The organism is Pseudoalteromonas sp. TAP-3C (genome assembly GCF_059888565.1).
Genome location: NZ_CM187618.1, coordinates 261,998 through 279,413 on the forward strand (window position 1 = coordinate 261,998; position 17,416 = coordinate 279,413).

General features: G+C 42.1%; 20 protein-coding genes, 2 tRNA genes, 1 pseudogene and 1 riboswitch. Of the genes and pseudogenes, 18 read left to right on the forward strand and 5 right to left on the reverse strand.

Annotated features, from left to right (window positions below; genetic code table 11):
- The first annotated feature begins 75 nt into the window (after window positions 1-75).
- From AC6H44_RS01160 to AC6H44_RS01195, 8 genes are all read left to right on the forward strand, one after another.
- On the forward strand, window positions 76-474 hold the full coding sequence (locus tag AC6H44_RS01160) for an acyl-CoA thioesterase (RefSeq protein ID WP_500736973.1): 399 nt from the start codon (window positions 76-78) through the stop codon (window positions 472-474).
- 102 nt (window positions 475-576) lie between these two features.
- Entirely contained in the window at window positions 577-975 is a 399-nt protein-coding gene (locus tag AC6H44_RS01165) for an META domain-containing protein (protein ID WP_500736974.1), read from the forward strand.
- Between the two features lie 103 nt (window positions 976-1,078).
- Window positions 1,079-1,185: riboswitch (TPP riboswitch) on the forward strand.
- Window positions 1,186-1,324: 139 nt separating this feature from the next.
- Window positions 1,325-3,277, forward strand: a complete 1,953-nt coding sequence (gene thiC / locus AC6H44_RS01170; protein WP_500736975.1) for a phosphomethylpyrimidine synthase ThiC — start codon at window positions 1,325-1,327, stop codon at window positions 3,275-3,277.
- Window positions 3,278-3,385: 108 nt separating this feature from the next.
- A complete protein-coding gene (locus tag AC6H44_RS01175) occupies window positions 3,386-4,387 on the forward strand; it encodes an FAD-dependent oxidoreductase (RefSeq protein WP_500736976.1) in 1,002 nt (333 codons plus the stop codon).
- A gap of 7 nt (window positions 4,388-4,394) precedes the next feature.
- Window positions 4,395-4,589, forward strand: a complete 195-nt coding sequence (thiS, locus tag AC6H44_RS01180) for a sulfur carrier protein ThiS (RefSeq protein WP_500736977.1) — start codon at window positions 4,395-4,397, stop codon at window positions 4,587-4,589.
- A 4-nt stretch (window positions 4,590-4,593) separates the two neighbouring features.
- On the forward strand, window positions 4,594-5,385 hold the full coding sequence (locus AC6H44_RS01185; RefSeq protein WP_500736978.1) for a thiazole synthase: 792 nt from the start codon (window positions 4,594-4,596) through the stop codon (window positions 5,383-5,385).
- A gap of 12 nt (window positions 5,386-5,397) precedes the next feature.
- A complete protein-coding gene (gene thiE / locus AC6H44_RS01190) occupies window positions 5,398-6,924 on the forward strand; it encodes a thiamine phosphate synthase (protein WP_500736979.1) in 1,527 nt (508 codons plus the stop codon).
- A 7-nt stretch (window positions 6,925-6,931) separates the two neighbouring features.
- Entirely contained in the window at window positions 6,932-7,687 is a 756-nt protein-coding gene (locus AC6H44_RS01195) for a HesA/MoeB/ThiF family protein (RefSeq protein WP_500738350.1), read from the forward strand.
- Window positions 7,688-7,842: 155 nt separating this feature from the next.
- Here AC6H44_RS01195 and asd read toward each other — a convergent pair whose 3' ends face one another.
- Both asd and rsgA read right to left on the reverse strand, forming a co-directional pair.
- Window positions 7,843-8,709, reverse strand: coding sequence for an archaetidylserine decarboxylase (gene asd, locus AC6H44_RS01200; protein WP_500736980.1), 867 nt, complete (start codon window positions 8,707-8,709; stop codon window positions 7,843-7,845).
- Between the two features lie 14 nt (window positions 8,710-8,723).
- The gene (gene rsgA / locus AC6H44_RS01205) at window positions 8,724-9,782 is read right to left on the reverse strand and encodes a small ribosomal subunit biogenesis GTPase RsgA (protein ID WP_500736981.1); all 1,059 of its coding nucleotides are present in this window, start codon (window positions 9,780-9,782) and stop codon (window positions 8,724-8,726) included.
- Between the two features lie 122 nt (window positions 9,783-9,904).
- Here rsgA and orn point away from each other — a divergent pair, with 122 nt between their 5' ends.
- The 3 genes from orn to AC6H44_RS01220 all read left to right on the forward strand — a co-directional run bounded on the left by orn (window position 9,905) and on the right by AC6H44_RS01220 (window position 11,187).
- Window positions 9,905-10,450, forward strand: coding sequence for an oligoribonuclease (orn, locus tag AC6H44_RS01210; protein WP_500736982.1), 546 nt, complete (start codon window positions 9,905-9,907; stop codon window positions 10,448-10,450).
- 393 nt (window positions 10,451-10,843) lie between these two features.
- Window positions 10,844-10,919: transfer RNA gene (locus AC6H44_RS01215), tRNA-Gly, on the forward strand.
- 192 nt (window positions 10,920-11,111) lie between these two features.
- A tRNA-Gly gene (locus AC6H44_RS01220) sits at window positions 11,112-11,187 on the forward strand.
- Window positions 11,188-11,368: 181 nt separating this feature from the next.
- Here AC6H44_RS01220 and AC6H44_RS01225 read toward each other — a convergent pair.
- From AC6H44_RS01225 to AC6H44_RS01235, 3 genes are all read right to left on the reverse strand, one after another.
- Complete coding sequence (locus tag AC6H44_RS01225; protein ID WP_500736983.1) at window positions 11,369-11,794, reverse strand: secondary thiamine-phosphate synthase enzyme YjbQ; 426 nt, start codon at window positions 11,792-11,794, stop codon at window positions 11,369-11,371.
- Window positions 11,791-12,258, reverse strand: a complete 468-nt coding sequence (locus AC6H44_RS01230; protein WP_500736985.1) for a chemotaxis protein CheX — start codon at window positions 12,256-12,258, stop codon at window positions 11,791-11,793. The genes AC6H44_RS01225 and AC6H44_RS01230 overlap by 4 nt, the downstream gene beginning before the upstream one ends.
- A gap of 63 nt (window positions 12,259-12,321) precedes the next feature.
- The gene (locus tag AC6H44_RS01235) at window positions 12,322-12,756 is read right to left on the reverse strand and encodes a transcriptional repressor (protein WP_500736987.1); all 435 of its coding nucleotides are present in this window, start codon (window positions 12,754-12,756) and stop codon (window positions 12,322-12,324) included.
- Window positions 12,757-12,847: 91 nt separating this feature from the next.
- On the opposite strand from AC6H44_RS01235, the gene AC6H44_RS01240 reads away from it, so the two are divergent.
- The 7 genes and pseudogenes from AC6H44_RS01240 (at window position 12,848) to AC6H44_RS01270 (ending at window position 17,415) form a co-directional block, all read left to right on the forward strand.
- Window positions 12,848-13,468, forward strand: a complete 621-nt coding sequence (locus AC6H44_RS01240) for a MarC family protein (RefSeq protein ID WP_500736988.1) — start codon at window positions 12,848-12,850, stop codon at window positions 13,466-13,468.
- A 123-nt stretch (window positions 13,469-13,591) separates the two neighbouring features.
- Window positions 13,592-14,524: a tRNA dihydrouridine(20/20a) synthase DusA gene (gene dusA, locus AC6H44_RS01245; protein ID WP_500738351.1), complete on the forward strand. Its 933-nt coding sequence runs from the start codon at window positions 13,592-13,594 to the stop codon at window positions 14,522-14,524.
- Window positions 14,525-14,761: 237 nt separating this feature from the next.
- Window positions 14,762-14,959, forward strand: a pseudogene (locus AC6H44_RS01250) (PspA/IM30 family protein); the annotation flags it as partial.
- Window positions 14,960-14,975: 16 nt separating this feature from the next.
- Entirely contained in the window at window positions 14,976-15,182 is a 207-nt protein-coding gene (locus AC6H44_RS01255; protein ID WP_500736989.1) for a PspC domain-containing protein, read from the forward strand.
- A gap of 350 nt (window positions 15,183-15,532) precedes the next feature.
- Entirely contained in the window at window positions 15,533-15,832 is a 300-nt protein-coding gene (locus AC6H44_RS01260; RefSeq protein WP_500738353.1) for a hypothetical protein, read from the forward strand.
- Between the two features lie 78 nt (window positions 15,833-15,910).
- On the forward strand, window positions 15,911-16,420 hold the full coding sequence (locus AC6H44_RS01265) for a copper chaperone PCu(A)C (RefSeq protein WP_500738354.1): 510 nt from the start codon (window positions 15,911-15,913) through the stop codon (window positions 16,418-16,420).
- Window positions 16,421-16,428: 8 nt separating this feature from the next.
- Window positions 16,429-17,415 carry a DUF2333 family protein gene (locus AC6H44_RS01270; RefSeq protein WP_500736991.1) on the forward strand — a complete coding sequence of 329 codons (987 nt, stop codon included), beginning with the start codon at window positions 16,429-16,431 and terminating at the stop codon, window positions 17,413-17,415.
- Window position 17,416 lies beyond the last annotated feature (1 nt).

Genomic DNA, 17,416 nt, shown 5'->3' on the forward strand with positions numbered 1-17,416 from the left:
TTGCATGGTAGCAATTATTTCAACACTTGTGCTATAAACGCGGCAATTATACGTTAAATAATTGGGATTACTAATATGACCTTTAAAGTAGACTTTAAGGTACGTGATTATGAGTGCGACTTACAAGGCATAGTAAACAATAGTGTGTACTTTAATTACCTTGAACATGCTCGGCATGAATTTTTATACGCCCAAGGAATTGATTTTGCTCAATTAGCCAAAGATAAAGTGAATCTTGTAGTGATCCGCAGCGAAATGGATTACAAGCAGTCTTTAAAACCCGGTGATGCATTTTATGTGATTGTAGAGCCTGTGCGGATCAGCCGTTTAAAATTTGCTTTTAAGCAAACGCTAATCCGTAAACCCGATGAAACAGTAATGCTTACTGCCTTGGTAATTGGTACTTCGTTAAACGCACAAGGTCGGCCATTTTTACCACCGCAAATAGAAAATGTATTTAAAATAAAAACTTAACTTTTTTAATATAAATATTTACATTAAAAATATGCTTTTTTAACGGAAAAACCCTATAAATATTGGTATTATTACACTAATTAGACAATAAGTAGTAATAACATGAAATTAGTAGCAATACCGATGCTTATAATTGGTCTGTGTGTAGGTTGCGTATCAACAAATATGGTGACTAACGAGCAACTAAAGCATACTCAATGGCAGTTATCTCGTGTCGATGGATTAGCGGTAGCCCCTTCTTTTAGTGCGTCGGTGAGCTTTATTGATGCATTGCAGGTTAATGGCTTTGCTGGCTGCAATAAGTTTTTTGGTGAAGGCCAATTACAAGATAGTCAACTTCGTATTAGTAAGTTAGGCATGACACGTAAATCGTGTGGTGAAGAGCTTGATGCGTTCGAACAACAGTTACTGCAAACGCTAAAACAGGGCGCGCTGATAAAAATTCAGCCGCAGCAACTTGTTGTTCAAGGTAAGCATACTTATTTGTTTATTACTAAGTAAATATGAGTTTAAGTTTGCCTCTTGCGAGTCGTTTTTAACTAACGTACACTAAAAGTCGATTTGATGGTTGTTACCCTCAAATCAACGAACAAAATTTATACATTAATACTTGTCGGAGTGCCTAAGTTTTATTTAGGCTGAGATCGCGAAAGCGGGATCCGTGAACCTGATCAGGTTAATACCTGCGTAGGGAACAAGCTGCCTAACTAGGACGCTTGTGCGTCTTTTTTTATGCGCACAAAAAAGCAACATCCACCTTAGGCTGCAAAGTGGCAAAAAGCGACTTTACGATCTTTCTCTATTCCATCGGAATATCTGACAAGACAATCCTTAAGCAATGAGGTAAGTCATGTCAAACACAACCAATAAAGCCACCCGCCGCGAAACCCGTGCGGCCGCATCTGATTATATTTATAACTTAACTGGTCAGCCGTTCCCAAGCTCTCACAAAGTGTACGTTGAAGGCAGCCAGCCAGGCGTGCGTGTGGGTATGCGCGAAATAACATTAAGCGATACATTCATAGGTGGCACAGATGAAAACCCAGTATATGAGCCCAATGAGCCATTGCGTGTTTACGATACGTCAGGCCCATACACTGACCCTAATTTTGAATTAGATGTACGTAAAGGGCTTAATAAATACCGTGAGCAGTGGATTGAAAACCGCGGTGATACCGAAATACTTGAGTCGGTAACCTCACAGTTTGCGCAGCAGCGTATGGCTGACGATGGGCTTGATCATATTCGCTTTGAGCATTTACCAAAAATTCGCCGTGTAAAAGCGGGTAAAAACGTCACCCAAATGCACTACGCTCGCCAAGGAATTATTACGCCTGAAATGGAATATGTTGCGATACGTGAAAACATGGGGCGTGCGCAAATACGTGAGGAGTTACTTGCAGCGCAGCATAAAGGGGAGTCTTTTGGGGCGAGTATTCCACAGTTTATTACTGCTGAATTTGTGCGTGCTGAAATAGCGCGTGGTCGCGCTATTTTACCTAATAATATAAACCATCCAGAAACCGAACCCATGATTGTTGGTCGTAATTTTTTAGTGAAAGTTAACGCCAATATTGGTAATTCATCAGTCGGTTCATCTATTGAAGAGGAAGTTGAAAAAATGGTGTGGTCAACCCGTTGGGGTGCCGATACCGTTATGGATTTATCTACTGGGCGTTACATTCATGAAACCCGAGAATGGTTGGTACGTAATTCGCCAGTCCCTATCGGGACTGTACCTATTTATCAAGCACTGGAAAAAGTAAATGGTGTTGCTGAAGACCTAACCTGGGAAATATTTCGTGACACGTTGATTGAGCAAGCCGAGCAAGGTGTTGATTACTTTACTATTCATGCCGGTGTATTGCTGCGTTATGTGCCTATGACGGCAAAACGGGTAACCGGCATTGTGTCGCGTGGCGGCTCGATTATGGCCAAGTGGTGCCTAGCGCATCACCAAGAAAACTTTTTATACACGCATTTTGAAGACATTTGTGAAATTTTAAAACAATACGATGTGTGTTTTTCACTCGGTGATGGCTTGCGGCCAGGCTCTATTGCCGATGCCAACGACGAAGCACAGTTTAGTGAACTGCGTACCTTAGGCGAGCTAACTAAAATAGCGTGGAAGCATGACGTACAAGTGTTTATTGAAGGGCCAGGGCATGTGCCAATGCATATGATCAAAGCCAATATGGATGAGCAACTTAAACATTGTGATGAAGCGCCGTTTTATACTTTAGGCCCACTGACGACCGATATAGCCCCAGGGTATGACCATATCACCTCAGGGATTGGGGCAGCGCAAATAGCGTGGTATGGCTGTGCCATGCTGTGCTATGTAACACCAAAAGAGCATTTAGGTTTGCCCAATAAAGAAGATGTAAAAGAAGGCCTGATCACCTATAAAATTGCCGCCCATGCCGCCGATTTAGCCAAAGGTCACCCTGGTGCACAAGAGCGAGATAACGCCTTATCAAAAGCGCGCTTTGAGTTTAGATGGCACGACCAATTCAACATTGGTTTAGACCCGGTTCGTGCTCGTGAATATCATGATGAAACGCTGCCACAAGAATCAGGTAAAGTGGCGCATTTTTGCTCTATGTGTGGCCCTAAATTTTGTTCAATGAAAATAACCCAAGAGGTACGCGACTACGCAAAAGATTTAGAAGCGCGCGGTATTGATCCTAATAACGTAGGTGATGCCATTGAAATAAAAATGCTTGATGTAGAAGCGCAAATGCAAGCCAAGTCTGAAGAGTTTAAGCAAACAGGTTCAGAGATTTACCATAAAGCGCTGTAGCGCAGCTTTCAGTTATCAGCTATCAGCGACAAAGTAAGCAGCATAGAAGCTGGGGTGCATTACTGACAGCTGAAAGCTAGAGGCTCGTAGCTAAATGTAGGAGTGTTTATGTTTTATAACATTGCGGTGGTGGGCTTTGGTTTAGCGGGGCGGTTGGCGGCGCTTGAGTTAAGTAAGCAGCACCGTATAACCGTGTTTGAAGCTGATGATGAACATACTCACAACAGTGCCGGTAAAGTGGCGGCGGCGATGCTGGCACCCTTAGCTGAATCTGTTATGTGTGAGCATGATTTAGCTTTAATGGGAGTGGACTCTATTGCGCGTTGGCCTGCTATTTTAGAGCAATTAAACAGTGAGGTGTTTTTTCAGCAGCAGGGCACATTAGTCGTGGCGCATCAGCAGGATAAAGGTGATTTACAAAGCTTTGCGCAGCGAATAAAGCCACTCGCTCATTTTAGGGCTGAAACAGTGAATGCGCAGCAAATAGCCAACTTAGAACCTGAGTTGCAAGGGCGCTTTAACCAAGGGTTATTTTTACCTGGTGAAGCACAAATCGATAACCAAGCCTTTTATAAAGCCAGCTTTAGATTGCTTAATAAGCGCAAAGTAAAGTTTGTGTTTAATCAACGCGCGAGTATTTTTGATGACAAAGTCAATAATCGAGAGTTTGATTACATTATTGATTGCAGAGGGCTTGGAGCCAAACAAGATCGGTCACTTCGAGGTGTGCGCGGCGAGGTGGCAAGGTTATACGCCCCTGAGGTTAATTTAACCCGTCCTGTACGATTAATGCATCCGCGTTACCCTATTTATATTGCACCTAAGCCCAATTATGAATACGTAATAGGCGCGACGGAAATCGAATCGCAAGATACAGGTCCTGCAACGGTGCGCTCAACCCTCGAACTATTGTCGGCGGCCTACACCGTTCATAGTGGCTTTGCCGAAGCGCGATTATTAAATATTCAAACAGGTTTGCGCCCAGCGTTTAGCGACAATCGCCCACAGGTAAAAAAAATGGGTAAGGTTATCAGTATTAATGGCTTGTATCGCCACGGTTATATGTTAGCCCCTGCACTTGTGGCACAAGCATTATCGCAAATAGAGTGAGTCTTAAATGAACATTACAATTAATGGTGAGCTTTTAAATGTGACTAGTCAGACGCTGCTGGAAATAGTAAAAAATTTTGGTGCAATGGCGCCTTATGCCGTGGCTGTAAATGGGGAGTTTATTGCTCAGAGCCGCCATAGCAACGTTGTTATAAATGAAGGTGACAGTATTGAGTTGCTGTCACCTATTCAAGGTGGGTAGTGCTATGCAAAGCAAAGACTGTTTAACCATTTATGGTGAGCCAATTAACAGCCGCTTGTTAATTGGAACTGCATTATATCCATCACCAGATATAATGACGCAATCAATTAAAGCCTCAGGCGCTGAGATAGTCACCGTGTCACTTAGGCGCCAGCAAAGTGCAGCAGCAGGGGATGATTTTTGGCAACTAATAAAAAATACTGGGCTTAAAATACTGCCTAACACCGCAGGGTGCCACAGTGTTAAAGAGGCAATTAACTTGGCTAAAATGTGCCGAGAAGTATTTGCTACCGATTGGATAAAGCTGGAATTAATTGGTGATGACTATAATTTACAGCCCGATCCCTTTGCACTGCTTGAGGCTTCTGAAATTTTAATTAATGATGGTTTTAAAGTGCTGCCTTATTGTACTGACGACTTAGTATTGTGTCAGCGCTTAAACCAATTAGGCTGTGAGGTGCTAATGCCATGGGGTGCACCTATTGGCACGGGTAAAGGGTTGTTAAATCGTTATAATTTAAAAACCATTAGAGAGCGCCTTCCTAATACAACATTAATAGTTGATGCGGGGTTAGGTTTACCATCGCATGCCTGCCAAGCACTTGAATTAGGGTATGATGCAGTATTACTAAATTCAGCCATTGCAGGGGCGGGTTGCCCAGTGACTATGAGCCGTGCATTTAAAGCCGCGGTAGAGGCCGGGCGCTTTGCGTATAATGCCAAAGCGATGCCCGAGAAAGACGTTGCAGCCCCCTCAACCCCCACAATGGGGATGCCATTTTGGCATCAGCAGTAAGGAAATAAAAATATGACAAATGTAGTGTGGACAATCGCGGGCTCCGATTCTGGCGGCGGCGCAGGTATTCAAGCTGATATTAAGGCAATGCAAAGTTTTGGTGTGCATGGTTGCACGGCAATTACCGCGCTTACCGCGCAAAATAGCTTAGGTGTTGAGGCGATTAATGCAGTATCTACCGATGTAATTGAATCGCAGCTATTGGCGCTTGAAAAAGACATGAAAGCCAAAGTGATTAAAATTGGTATGCTTGCCAATGTACAGCAAATTCAGTTAATTAGTGAGCATATAAGTCACTACAAAAACAAATGGCCCACGCCGCCTGTGATTGTTTATGATCCTGTGGCTATTGCTTCAAGCGGCGATTTACTCACAGAAGAAGACACCGTAAGCGCGATTAAAGAATGCTTATTACCGCTAGTAGATGTAATTACCCCAAATATCCACGAAACCCAGTTATTAACCGGTGTGTATTTAATTGGCCCCGCAGCAATTAAAGAAGCAGCGAGTAAGTTAATGGCATGGGGCGCAAAAGCGGTGGTGATTAAAGGTGGGCACTGGGATTACCCAAGCGGGTATTGTATTGATTACTGCACACAAAATGGTGAAGACTATTGGCTAGGTAATGAAAAAATTCAAGTTCCTCATAGCCATGGTACAGGGTGCAGTATGGCGTCAGTAATTGCTGCGTGCCTTGCAAAAGACTACCCGTTAAAAGATGCGTTTATTTTAGCTAAAGCCTATATAAACCAAGGGTTAAAGCAATCGGTTCGATATGGCGAGGGCATAGGCCCTGTCGCACAAACGCAGTTTCCTACCGATTTAGCGCATTATCCTCAAGTGATTGAGCCGGGTAGTTGGTTAGGCGATGAACTGGATTTTGATGTGCCGCTTGATTTTAATATGGCCGCCGACTTTGCAGCGTGTGAAAGCACAAAGTTTGGGGTTTATGCGGTAGTTGATAGCATTGAATGGTTAGAAAAGTGTTTACAAAGTGGTATTAAAACAGCGCAGTTAAGGGTTAAAAACAAAAGCGAGAAGGAACTTGAGCAATTAGTCGCAAGCGCCGTCGCTTTAGGCAAACAACACAATGCATATGTGTTTATTAATGATTATTGGCAGTTGGCAATCAAGCATGGCGCTTATGGTGTGCATTTAGGTCAAGAAGACTTAACAAGCGCAAATTTGGCTGCGATTAAAGAAGCGGACCTTCGACTTGGACTTTCTACCCATGGTTTTTATGAAATGCTTCGTGCGCATAATTACCGCCCAAGCTATATGGCCTTTGGCGCTATTTACCCAACCACGACCAAAGACATGACAGGGCAAATACAAGGGCTTGAAAAACTCAATAAATTTGTACCGCTTATGCAAAGTTACCCCACTGTGGCCATTGGCGGTATTAATTTAACCAGAGCACGTGATGTTGCTAAAACTGGCGTGGGCAGTGTGGCCGTGGTGCGTGCTATTACCGAGGCTGATGATTATGTACAGGCAATTAATGCCCTACAAGCCGTAATGAATGAGTCTACTTGCTGACATGCAAATGCAGCAACTGAGTGACAAAGAAACCTTGCGTTATAGCCGTCACTTATTATTAAAAGAAGTGGGGCTTGAGGGGCAGTTAACACTTAAAGCGGCAACCGTTGCTGTGGTAGGTGCAGGTGGGCTAGGAAGTCCTGCGCTACTGTATTTAGCGGCTGCTGGCATAGGCACGTTAATATTAATTGATGACGATGCGGTTGAGCTCTCTAATTTACAGCGGCAAATACTGTACAAAGTTAACCACTTAGGGCAACAAAAAGTAAGTGCAGCAGGGAAGGTGCTTACTAGTCTTAACAATCAAATAAATATAGTGACTCACTCGCAAAAGTTGACTAATGCCAATAGTGATGTGCTATTAATTAACGCCGATATTGTACTTGATTGCTCTGATAACTTTGCAACTCGTTACACGGTAAATCGTTTTTGCATAAACAGTAAAACACCGCTTATTTCTGCAGCCGCGCTGGCAACTCAAGGGCAATTAATGGGCTTTGATTTTAGGCAAACTGATAGCCCTTGCTATGGTTGTGTGTTTCCACAAAACGATGCTAATCCAGTTATTAATTGTGATAATGCGGGCGTTATTAGCCCCTTGCTTGGTGTTATTGGCGCTATGCAGGCACAGTTAACCCTAAATATGTTGTTAGGTCATTTTGAGGGGAGTGTGTTTATAACCTTTGACGCATTAAGCTTAAAGCAACAGCATTTTAAAATAACTAAGGATTTAGCGTGTAAAGAATGTAACGGGTATAAGTAATGAAAAGCGTCACTTATAGCGTGAGCAAGCTCTACGTCTACAAGAAAAACACCGTGATTATAGAAAATAAACACGGTGTTTTTTAATCTCGACCTGACAACTGACAACTGACAACTGACAACTGACAACTGACAACTGACAACTGGTACTAATTATTAATCATCAATTTTTGCAAACGCAGTGCCTAAACGGGTTACCGTTTCAGGGTGTTGATCATCTAAAATGTCGGCTTTATCTGCACCCCATGCAAGCACAACTGTTGAGCCTAACTTAAAGCGACCCATTTCTTCCCCTTTCTTAAGGGTAATTGCGTTTTCGCCTTTAGTGGGATAGTTCCAGCTAAACACATCACTGCCCGCTGGTGGCGTTACTGTGCCTGCCCAAATAGTTTCTATGCTGGCAACTATGGTTGCGCCTACTAAAACCATAGCTAGCGGGCCAATGTCAGTTTCAAAAATAGCCACTACACGCTCGTTACGGGCAAATAAATTTGGCACGTTTTGCGCGGTAAGTGGATTTACTGAAAATAAATCGCCCGGTACATAAATCATTTTGCTTAACGTGCCATCAATTGGCATATGAATACGGTGGTAATCTTTTGGTGCCAAGTAAATAGTTGCAAATTTACCGCCTAAAAATGGGGTTGTGTCGTCTTGTGAGCCACCTAACAATGCTTGTAAGCTGTAATCATGGCCTTTAGCTTGGATAAGTTGGCCGTCAACAATATCGCCAAGCTGGCTAATTGCACCATCTACTGGGTGAATAATAATATCGTCATCTTCAACCATAGGGCGCACACCGTCTTTTAACGGACGGGTAAAAAATTCATTAAAGCTTTTGTAATGAGCTGGATCTGAATATTTAGCTTCGCTCATATCTATTTTATATTGTTTAATAAATAATTTAATTAATGTGGTTGTTAATGCGCCGGCTTTTGCAGCTGCAAGTTTACCTACTACACGAGAAATAAAGTGCTTTGGCATGGCATACTGCATGGCGATTTTAAATTTATCTAAACTCACAGGTTTTTCCCTAATTATACGCGGGGCGCACGCGCGCCAGCACGGCCATCGGCCATGGTTTCTAAAATACGGTGGTAGCTTTCAAAGCGTAATTTTGAAATGTCGCCATCGGCTACCGCTTGTTTAATAATACAGCCCGGATCGTTTAAATGTTTACAGTCTCTAAAGCGACATCCGCCTATAAACTCTCTAAATTCTTTAAAGCACCATGTCACTCGTTCAACATCCAAATGCCAAAGTCCAAATTCACGAATACCCGGTGAATCAATTAAATTACCGCCACTGGGCAAATGATGCAGGCGCGATACCGTGGTGGTGTGCTGGCCAAGCCCACTGTTTTCAGACACTTCTTTCGTTAAAATTTCAGCATCAGGAAGTACGGTATTAACCAAGGTGGATTTACCCACCCCACTTTGGCCAACAAAAATATTGTTTTTGCCAGCAAGTACTTCTTTTAGCTCATTAATACCTTCGTCTGTCACATTGCTAACGAGTAGCACTTGGTAATTAAGCTTACGGTAAATGTCGAGGGTTTGTTGAATTTCATTAAGCCCGGCTTCGTCAATTAAATCAATTTTATTAAGCACTAAAATCGGCTCAATACCCATATCTTCACAGGCTATAAGGTAGCGGTCAATAATGCTTGGCGTAAACTCTGGCAATACCGCTGAGACCATTAAAATTTGATCAATGTTAGCGGCAATCACTTTTACGCCATCGTAAAAATCGGGGCGCGTGAGTTGTGAACGGCGCTCTTGGGTTGCTTCAATAACGCCCGCTAAATCACCTTCACTTACTTTTGCACGGCGAAATAATACTTCATCGCCACACACTAAGTTCAATACAGTACGGCGAATATTACAACGCAAAACATCGCCGCTTTGTGTCTCTACGTCAGCATGTTGGCCAAAGCGGCTAATGACAATCGCATTTTCCACTTGGCCTAAATTATCTGTTTGCCACTGTTGCGGACCGGCTTTTGCTGGTTTTGCATCGGCATTCGATAAACGTTTTTGATGATTGGCCTTGATCCTACGGGATTGACCTTTACTTAATTTTTTCTGTTTTGCCACTTTAGGCCTATAACCTGAGTTAAATGTCGAGTTTGCCAAAAAAAGCTTTAGCTCGACGGTTGATGCTAATATGATATATCGAAATACGTTGGTATAAAAGAAAAGCACCGTTTAAGGTAATTATGACTATTAATGAATCAAATTTAATTTGGCTCGATCTGGAAATGACCGGGCTCGAACCAGAGACTGACAAAATACTTGAAATTGCAACGGTTGTCACTGATGCTGATCTGAATATATTAGCTGAAGGGCCAACCATTGCCATTCATCAAAGTGATGAACTACTTGATGGCATGGATGAGTGGTGTACAACTCAGCATGGCAAATCAGGGCTAACAGCACGCTGTAAAGCCAGCACCTTTGATGAAGTTTATGCCGTTGAGCAGACACTGGCGTTTTTAAAACAATGGGTGCCTGCTGGTGCGTCGCCTATGTGTGGTAATTCGATTGGCCAAGATCGCCGCTTTATGAATAAGTATATGCGTGAGCTTGAAGATTTTTTCCACTATCGCAATCTTGATGTAAGTACGATTAAAGAACTTGCGCGCCGGTGGAAACCCGAGGTATTGGCCCAAGTGAATAAAAAAGGGTCGCATTTAGCGCTAGACGACATTAAAGATTCGATTATGGAATTAAAGGTTTACCGAGAAAAGTTTTTTAATTTATAAAAAATACTTGCAAAGCCCCCTAATTATTGTAGAATCCTGCCCCGCTTAAGACGATAAACCCCACGGGGTTAGTATGCTTAAGTTAAAGACTCAAGATGAAAGGTTAAAGGAACAAGGTTTAATATTGATAGAACCTAGAACCTAGAACCTAGAACTTAAAATGCGGCACTAGCTCAGTTGCCAGAATGTTGAACGCGACCTGTCGCGCACCAACGGACAAATTACTGACTATTTTGAATGCGGCACTAGCTCAGTTGCCAGAATGTTGAACGCGACCCGTCGCGCACCAACGGACAAATTACTGACTATTTTGAATGCGGCACTAGCTCAGTTGCCAGAATGTTGAACGCGACCCGTCGCGCACCAACGGACAAATTACTGACTATTTTGAATGCGGCACTAGCTCAGTTGGTAGAGCGCGACCTTGCCAAGGTCGAGGTCACGAGTTCGAGCCTCGTGTGCCGCTCCAATTTCTCACCAAAGAAATTGCAGAAGAAATAAAGATTCAAGATGAAAGGTTAAAGGAACAAGGTTTAATATTGATAGAACCTAGAACCTAGAACCTAGAACCTAGAACCTAGAATGCGGCACTAGCTCAGTTGCCAGAATGTTGAACGCGACCCGTCGCGCACCAACGGACAAATTACTGACTATTTTGAATGCGGCACTAGCTCAGTTGGTAGAGCGCGACCTTGCCAAGGTCGAGGTCACGAGTTCGAGCCTCGTGTGCCGCTCCAATTTCTTTAAGTAATTTAAAAAACATGCCAAGGTCAAACTAAGTCATAAGCAGTTCGATCTTCGTATGCTGTCCAATCTCTTCAAAGTAAACATCCACTCTTTATTAATCCACTAGCTTAAATTAAAGCAAATTATAATTTTACTTAATCAGCAGTGGTAATATGTTTTTCCTGATAGCTTTTAAACTTGCCCTTGCAACGTTGCAATAATCCGCCTAGACCCACCATGGTCACGATGTTCGCCTAAGTATATCCCTTGCCAAGTTCCCAGCGCTAACAGGCCATGGCTAATAGGTATGGTTAACTCGCAGCCTAAGATACTGGTTTTTATATGGGCAGGCATGTCGTCATCGCCTTCGTAGTCATGGCGATAATAAGGTTGGCGCTCTGGCACAAATTGATTGAAGTGGCTTTCCATATCCATGCGCACGGTAGGATCGGCATTTTCATTAATGGTTAAGCTGGCAGAGGTGTGTTGAATAAATAAGTGTAATAAACCTATTTTTAATTTGCTCAATTGTGGAAGTTGAGAAAGCATTTCATTATCAATTAAATGAAAGCCCCGCGAGCGAGGCTTTAATGTAATCGTAGTTTGCGACCAGCTCATAGCTTATCAAAGCTTACTTCAATATATGCATTACCTGCATCGCTGGTAAATGGCATGATGATTTTTTTACCGTCACTTTTATGGGTAATAGTGTGGTTTTTACCAGACACAACAACGGGTGTTGCCATGGCAAAATCATAACCTTTTTCACCTAATAAATTTTTAGCACCACCGGTAACCATATTGGTGATTTCGCCGACCATATCGGTTACTTCTTCATTTACACCCGCTGGTCGCTCACCTAACATGCGCTCCATAATAGTTAGCGCTAAACCTTCGTCGAAAGTGATTGAAAATGAGCCACGGGTTTGAGGCCCTACCATACCAATTAACCCTGACACATCACCACAGGCTACCTCATCAGTTTTAATTCGAGGTTTACCCGGTTTTAATTGAGTTTGAGCCATGGTGCTCAATACATTAATCAAAGAAGATAAAAATGGATTAATGAACTCTACATTCATACAATGAATCCTTAAATTGGTACAAATAAATATTATACGTAAAGTATAGCTTCAGTCGCTCAACTACGCTCGACAAGAATCACATTTACCATGTGCTTCTATTGTTTGCCCAGAAACGACAAAGCCACTTTCAGCTGCTAAACTATTGAGTTCATGAGAAATTACCGTTGAGTGTAATTCTTTAACAAATCCGCAGGTATCGCAAATTAATAGCTGTACAGGATGAATATGATCAAAATGATGGCACAGCATAAATGCATTTGTGCTTTCAATTTTATGAATAAAACCGAGTTCGGCTAAAAAGTCTAAAGCACGATAAATAGTCGCAGGTTTTGCACCTGTTTCAGTGACTTTCAATTGCTCTAGTAAATCGTATGCACCTACACCACCTTGTGCACTTGCTAATAAACGAAATACCTTCTCGCGAATAGGTGTAAATCGCGCACCACGGTTGTCGCATACTTGTTTTGCTTTACTTACGAGTGATTCTATATTCATCTTCTCTCATCCTTACTCTGCCGTGATATACTAACATACTGTATTGTAGTTGCAGCGTTTTATTAACCGCTTTTGTGAAAGGTATTCATTAATGCATGAACTATTAGCCATATTTATTTTCTTTTTTGCGGTTATCGATCCGATTGGCACAATTCCGGTTTTTATTGCCGTAACTCGGGGTGATGACGACAAGTTTAAGCGTAAAGTGATTTTTAAGGCCGTGGGTGTATCCGCTTTAGTGCTGTTATTTTTTGTAGTTGCTGGCGAGCAATTGCTCAATGTGATTGATATTCCCCTGTCGGCATTTCAAATAGCCGGTGGCTTGATTCTACTGATTTTTGCACTCTCCATGACGTTTGGTGAAAGTAAGCCCGAAGCTGAAATTAAAAGTGCTAAGGGCAGCACTGAAACCGCTATTTTTCCGCTGGCTATTCCCTCAATAGCAAGCCCAGGCGCTATGTTAGGTGCAGTATTAATGACGCGTAATGAAGAATACACTTGGGTTGAGCAAATGATTACCTCATCAATGATGCTAGCCGTTTTAGTAGTGGTACTCGTTTTGTTGTTACTGGCTACGCATGTACATAAAATAATAGGCGACAGTGGGGCAAGTATTATTAGTCGAATTATGGGATTAATTTTAAGCTCAGTTGCGGTAACCAATATTTTAAATGGTATTGCGCAATACTTTGGCTTGCAGGTGTTTGCTTAACATTGCTGCGCATAGCGCTTTTGTGTAAAATGCAGCGCCTTTTAAGCTAGGCTTAAATTATAAATTTTCGAGGACAACATTTTGGATAAACGTACTTTAAATAGACGCTTTTCTGTGGCACCTATGCTCGATTGGACTGATCGTCACTGTCGTACGTTTCATCGTAAAATGACAAAGCACACGGTGCTGTACACTGAAATGATCACCACAGGGGCTATTTTATTTGGCCGTGGTGATTACTTGCACTTTAATCAGCATGAGGGTCCAGTAGCATTGCAGTTAGGTGGCTCAGATCCGCAAGCGTTAGCGCAATGCGCCAAACTTGCAGGCGAACGGGGTTATGATGAAATAAACCTTAATGTAGGTTGCCCGTCAGACAGGGTACAAAATGGGCGTTTTGGTGCCTGTTTAATGGCAGAGCCAGAGCTTGTGGCAGAGTGTGTTGCGGCCATGAAAAGTGAAGTCAATATTCCGGTTACGGTAAAAACGCGTATCGGTATTGATGAGCAAGACTCCTATGAATTTTTATGTGCGCTTATTGAAGCATCGCATAAAGTAGGCTGTGATGATTTTATTATTCATGCCCGTAAAGCATGGCTGAAAGGGTTAAGTCCAAAAGAAAATCGCGAAGTGCCTGAGCTTAACTACCCCCGTGTTTACCAGCTTAAAAAAGATTACCCACAACTTGATTTAAGTATTAATGGCGGTGTTAAAACCATTGAGCAAAGCCTTGCGCATTTACAGTACATCGATGGGGTGATGGTTGGGCGAGAGGCTTACAGTAATCCATTTATGTTAAATGACGTTGATGAAAAAATATACGGTGAAGCTGCTAATACTCAGTCACGCCATGATGTTGTACGCTCTATGTATGATTACATTGAACAAGAGATGCGTTTAGGCGCTAATTTTTGGCATGTTGCCCGCCATATGTTGGGTATTTTTCAGGGGCAACCCGGTGCGCGTGGTTTTAGACGCCATTTATCTGAAAATGGCCACGGCAAGCAAGCTGATTTGAGTGTTATGGATAAAGCACTAAGTTACGTACCCGAATAACAGATTCTCTGTATAGAAAAGAGCCACTTTAAGTGGCTTTTTTTGATCCTAAATTTTGGTCAAAATTTTAATTTATTAGCCAATTCGACTTAATTTTATTCAGTGACGAGTCATCAATTTATTCACAAAAAAATCATTTAACAATATGATATTTAATGAAAATAAAACAACTTTATGTTGTTGGCACAACTCTTGGAACCCTGTTGATGTATAAATAAAAATCACTAGGGGAATACCATGGGCATAGTTAACCGCGTAAATGACGTCATTCAAGCAAATATCGTTGCCATGCTTGATAAAGCAGAAGACTCAGAAAAATTACTCAATTTAATGCTTACCGAAATGCAAGAAGCGCTTAATGAGTGCCGTAGTACAGCAGTGGCACTTTTATGTGAAGAAAAGAATATAAGACGCCAAATAAGCAACAAACAAACAGCTTAAGGAGATTATTATGATTCGTTTTAATACAGAGCGTCGTTGGTACAAAAATACACTTAACAAAAAAATATCAGGCGTTTGTAGTGGGTTAGCTTACCGACTAGGCTTTCCGGTATGGTCTACTCGCTTAGTGACTGTTTTATTATTTTTAAGTTTTCCATTTGCAGTGGCGCTAAGTTATTTAATTGCCCACTGTTGTCTTGAAGAAAAAGCAGTGTAAGGAGAGCAGCATGAAAACATTCGCCGTGTGCCTAGGGTCTGTTGACCTTTCAAGGTTAAATTTGCAGCAGTCTGTTTGGTATTTAGGCAAGGCAGAGCCTATGTAGTGTGGTTATTCCCCATAAATAGGCGATAACGCAGCATCAATGCCAAACAGGCGTTGCCCTTCGGGTTCTGCCTAGGGGCGATTTACTCTTTGTTGCCTACATGGATGTAGGTAAGGGGCGTGAGCAGGACGCGGAAGCTTTGCTCGGTTTTGACTTAGCCCACTAGGTTACAAACCTCGCGCCGCGATTAAACCGCCCCTAGTTTGAACAAATTTTAATCCGCAAAGGTCAACAGACCCTAGTCATTGTTGTACTGTTTTTTATTAACAGTGGTTCAATTATTCACTTTGATGTGTGGCAGTTTCCGCTATGGATCTCCGATATTAGCTGGACAGGGATAGAGCTAATTGGCACATTAATAGCTATTATTGTTGTTATTGCGGTTGTTGCTTTAGTTACTATGGGGTTAATTGGTGCGGCGATGGTGGCACTGGCTGGTACGATTTTAGCTTTTCTATTCGGATCATTGATGATCGCGTGGCCATTATTATTTGTAGCAGGGTTATGTTGGTTAATCGCAGACAATAAAAAAGTCGCCTCGTAAGTTTAAATTTACTGCCTAATGTACGAGAATTATGCTAAATTTGAATTGTATTTTTTTGTTTTAACAAGGATTTTAATGATGATGAAACAATGTATTTCGATAGCGAATGCATTAATGATAGGCTTTTTTTCGTCTTCGTTAATGGCGCACGAGGGGCATGAGCACAACGATGAAGTAGCGCAGTTGCAGGTGAGCAATGCGCAAGTAAGAGCGTTTTTACCAGCAACCAAAGCAAGTGTCGGCTATTTAACAATAACTAATCATAGCGACGTGCCAGCAACGCTCACAAAAGCCACTATTGATGGTTTAGGCCGCGTTGAAATTCACGAGCACGTACACGCTGATGGCATGATGAAAATGCAAAAAGTGGAATCATTACTAATTAAAGCCCATCAACAGCTTGGTTTTAAGCCAGGCGGTTATCATTTAATGGTATTTGAACCACAAGAACCGCTAAATGTAGGCCAAGAGCGCAAACTCACGTTATATTTTGATGATGGAAATCGTGTATTTACATCTGCTAAAGTAGTGTCATTGGCATCGCTGGCAAAGCCGGTAAAATCATCAAAAGCACATACTCATCATTAGGAGGATAAATGTTACAGCACAAAGGAAAAATAACGACTGCCTTAGTATTGTTGTTAGTGTTGTTTTACGCTATTTCAGTTTATTGGAGCATAGAGCCTGCACGCTTTGATGTTTTAGAAAATGCAAAGCAACAAGCACAGCAACGCAATGAACAACTTGTTACAGGTTATATAACCACCTCAACACTCATCACTGTTACCGATACGTTATTAAATAAGCGTGGCGGTTATTTATCAAATGATGTGTTACCACCAAGTGTCATAATGGACAACATGCCGGCATGGGAATATGGCGCATTAGAAATGGTGCGCGATTTGTCGTTGTCTATGCGAAAAGATTTTAGCCGTTCGCAATCTCAATCTACTGAAAATGATTCTTTAAAAAAGGCGCAACCGCAATTTAATATAAGTGCACAAGCGTGGGCTTGGCCAAGTGCTGAGGGTGAATACCAAAAAGGGGTAGATCATTTAATTACGTATCGGAGCAATATTGCAAATAACCAATCACGCGAGAGCCAATTTTATTCTCGTGCTGATAATCTTCGCACGTGGCTAAAAGAAGTTGAAAAACGCTTAGGCAGTTTAAGTCAAAGGTTAAGCGCCAGTGTTGGGCAAGATAAAGTAAATACAGATTTAGCGGGCAATGCTGCCAATACACAAGCAACGCTTGGGCCATTGCAGCATCAGGTAAAAACACCCTGGTTAAAAATAGACGATGTTTTTTACGAGTCGCGTGGTGCAACTTGGGCGCTATTGCATTTTTTACAAGCAATTGAGCATGACTTTAACGATGTGCTTGAAAATAAAAATGCCCGTATTAGTTTACAACAAATTACCCGAGAGCTTGAGGCCACCCAAGAAACGGTTTGGAGCCCTATGGTACTAAATGGCAATGGGTTTGGTTATGTTGCTAACCACTCGCTGGTTATGGCAAATTATATTTCTAGAGCCAATGCGGCATTGATTGAGCTTAGTCAATTATTAGAACAAGGATAAA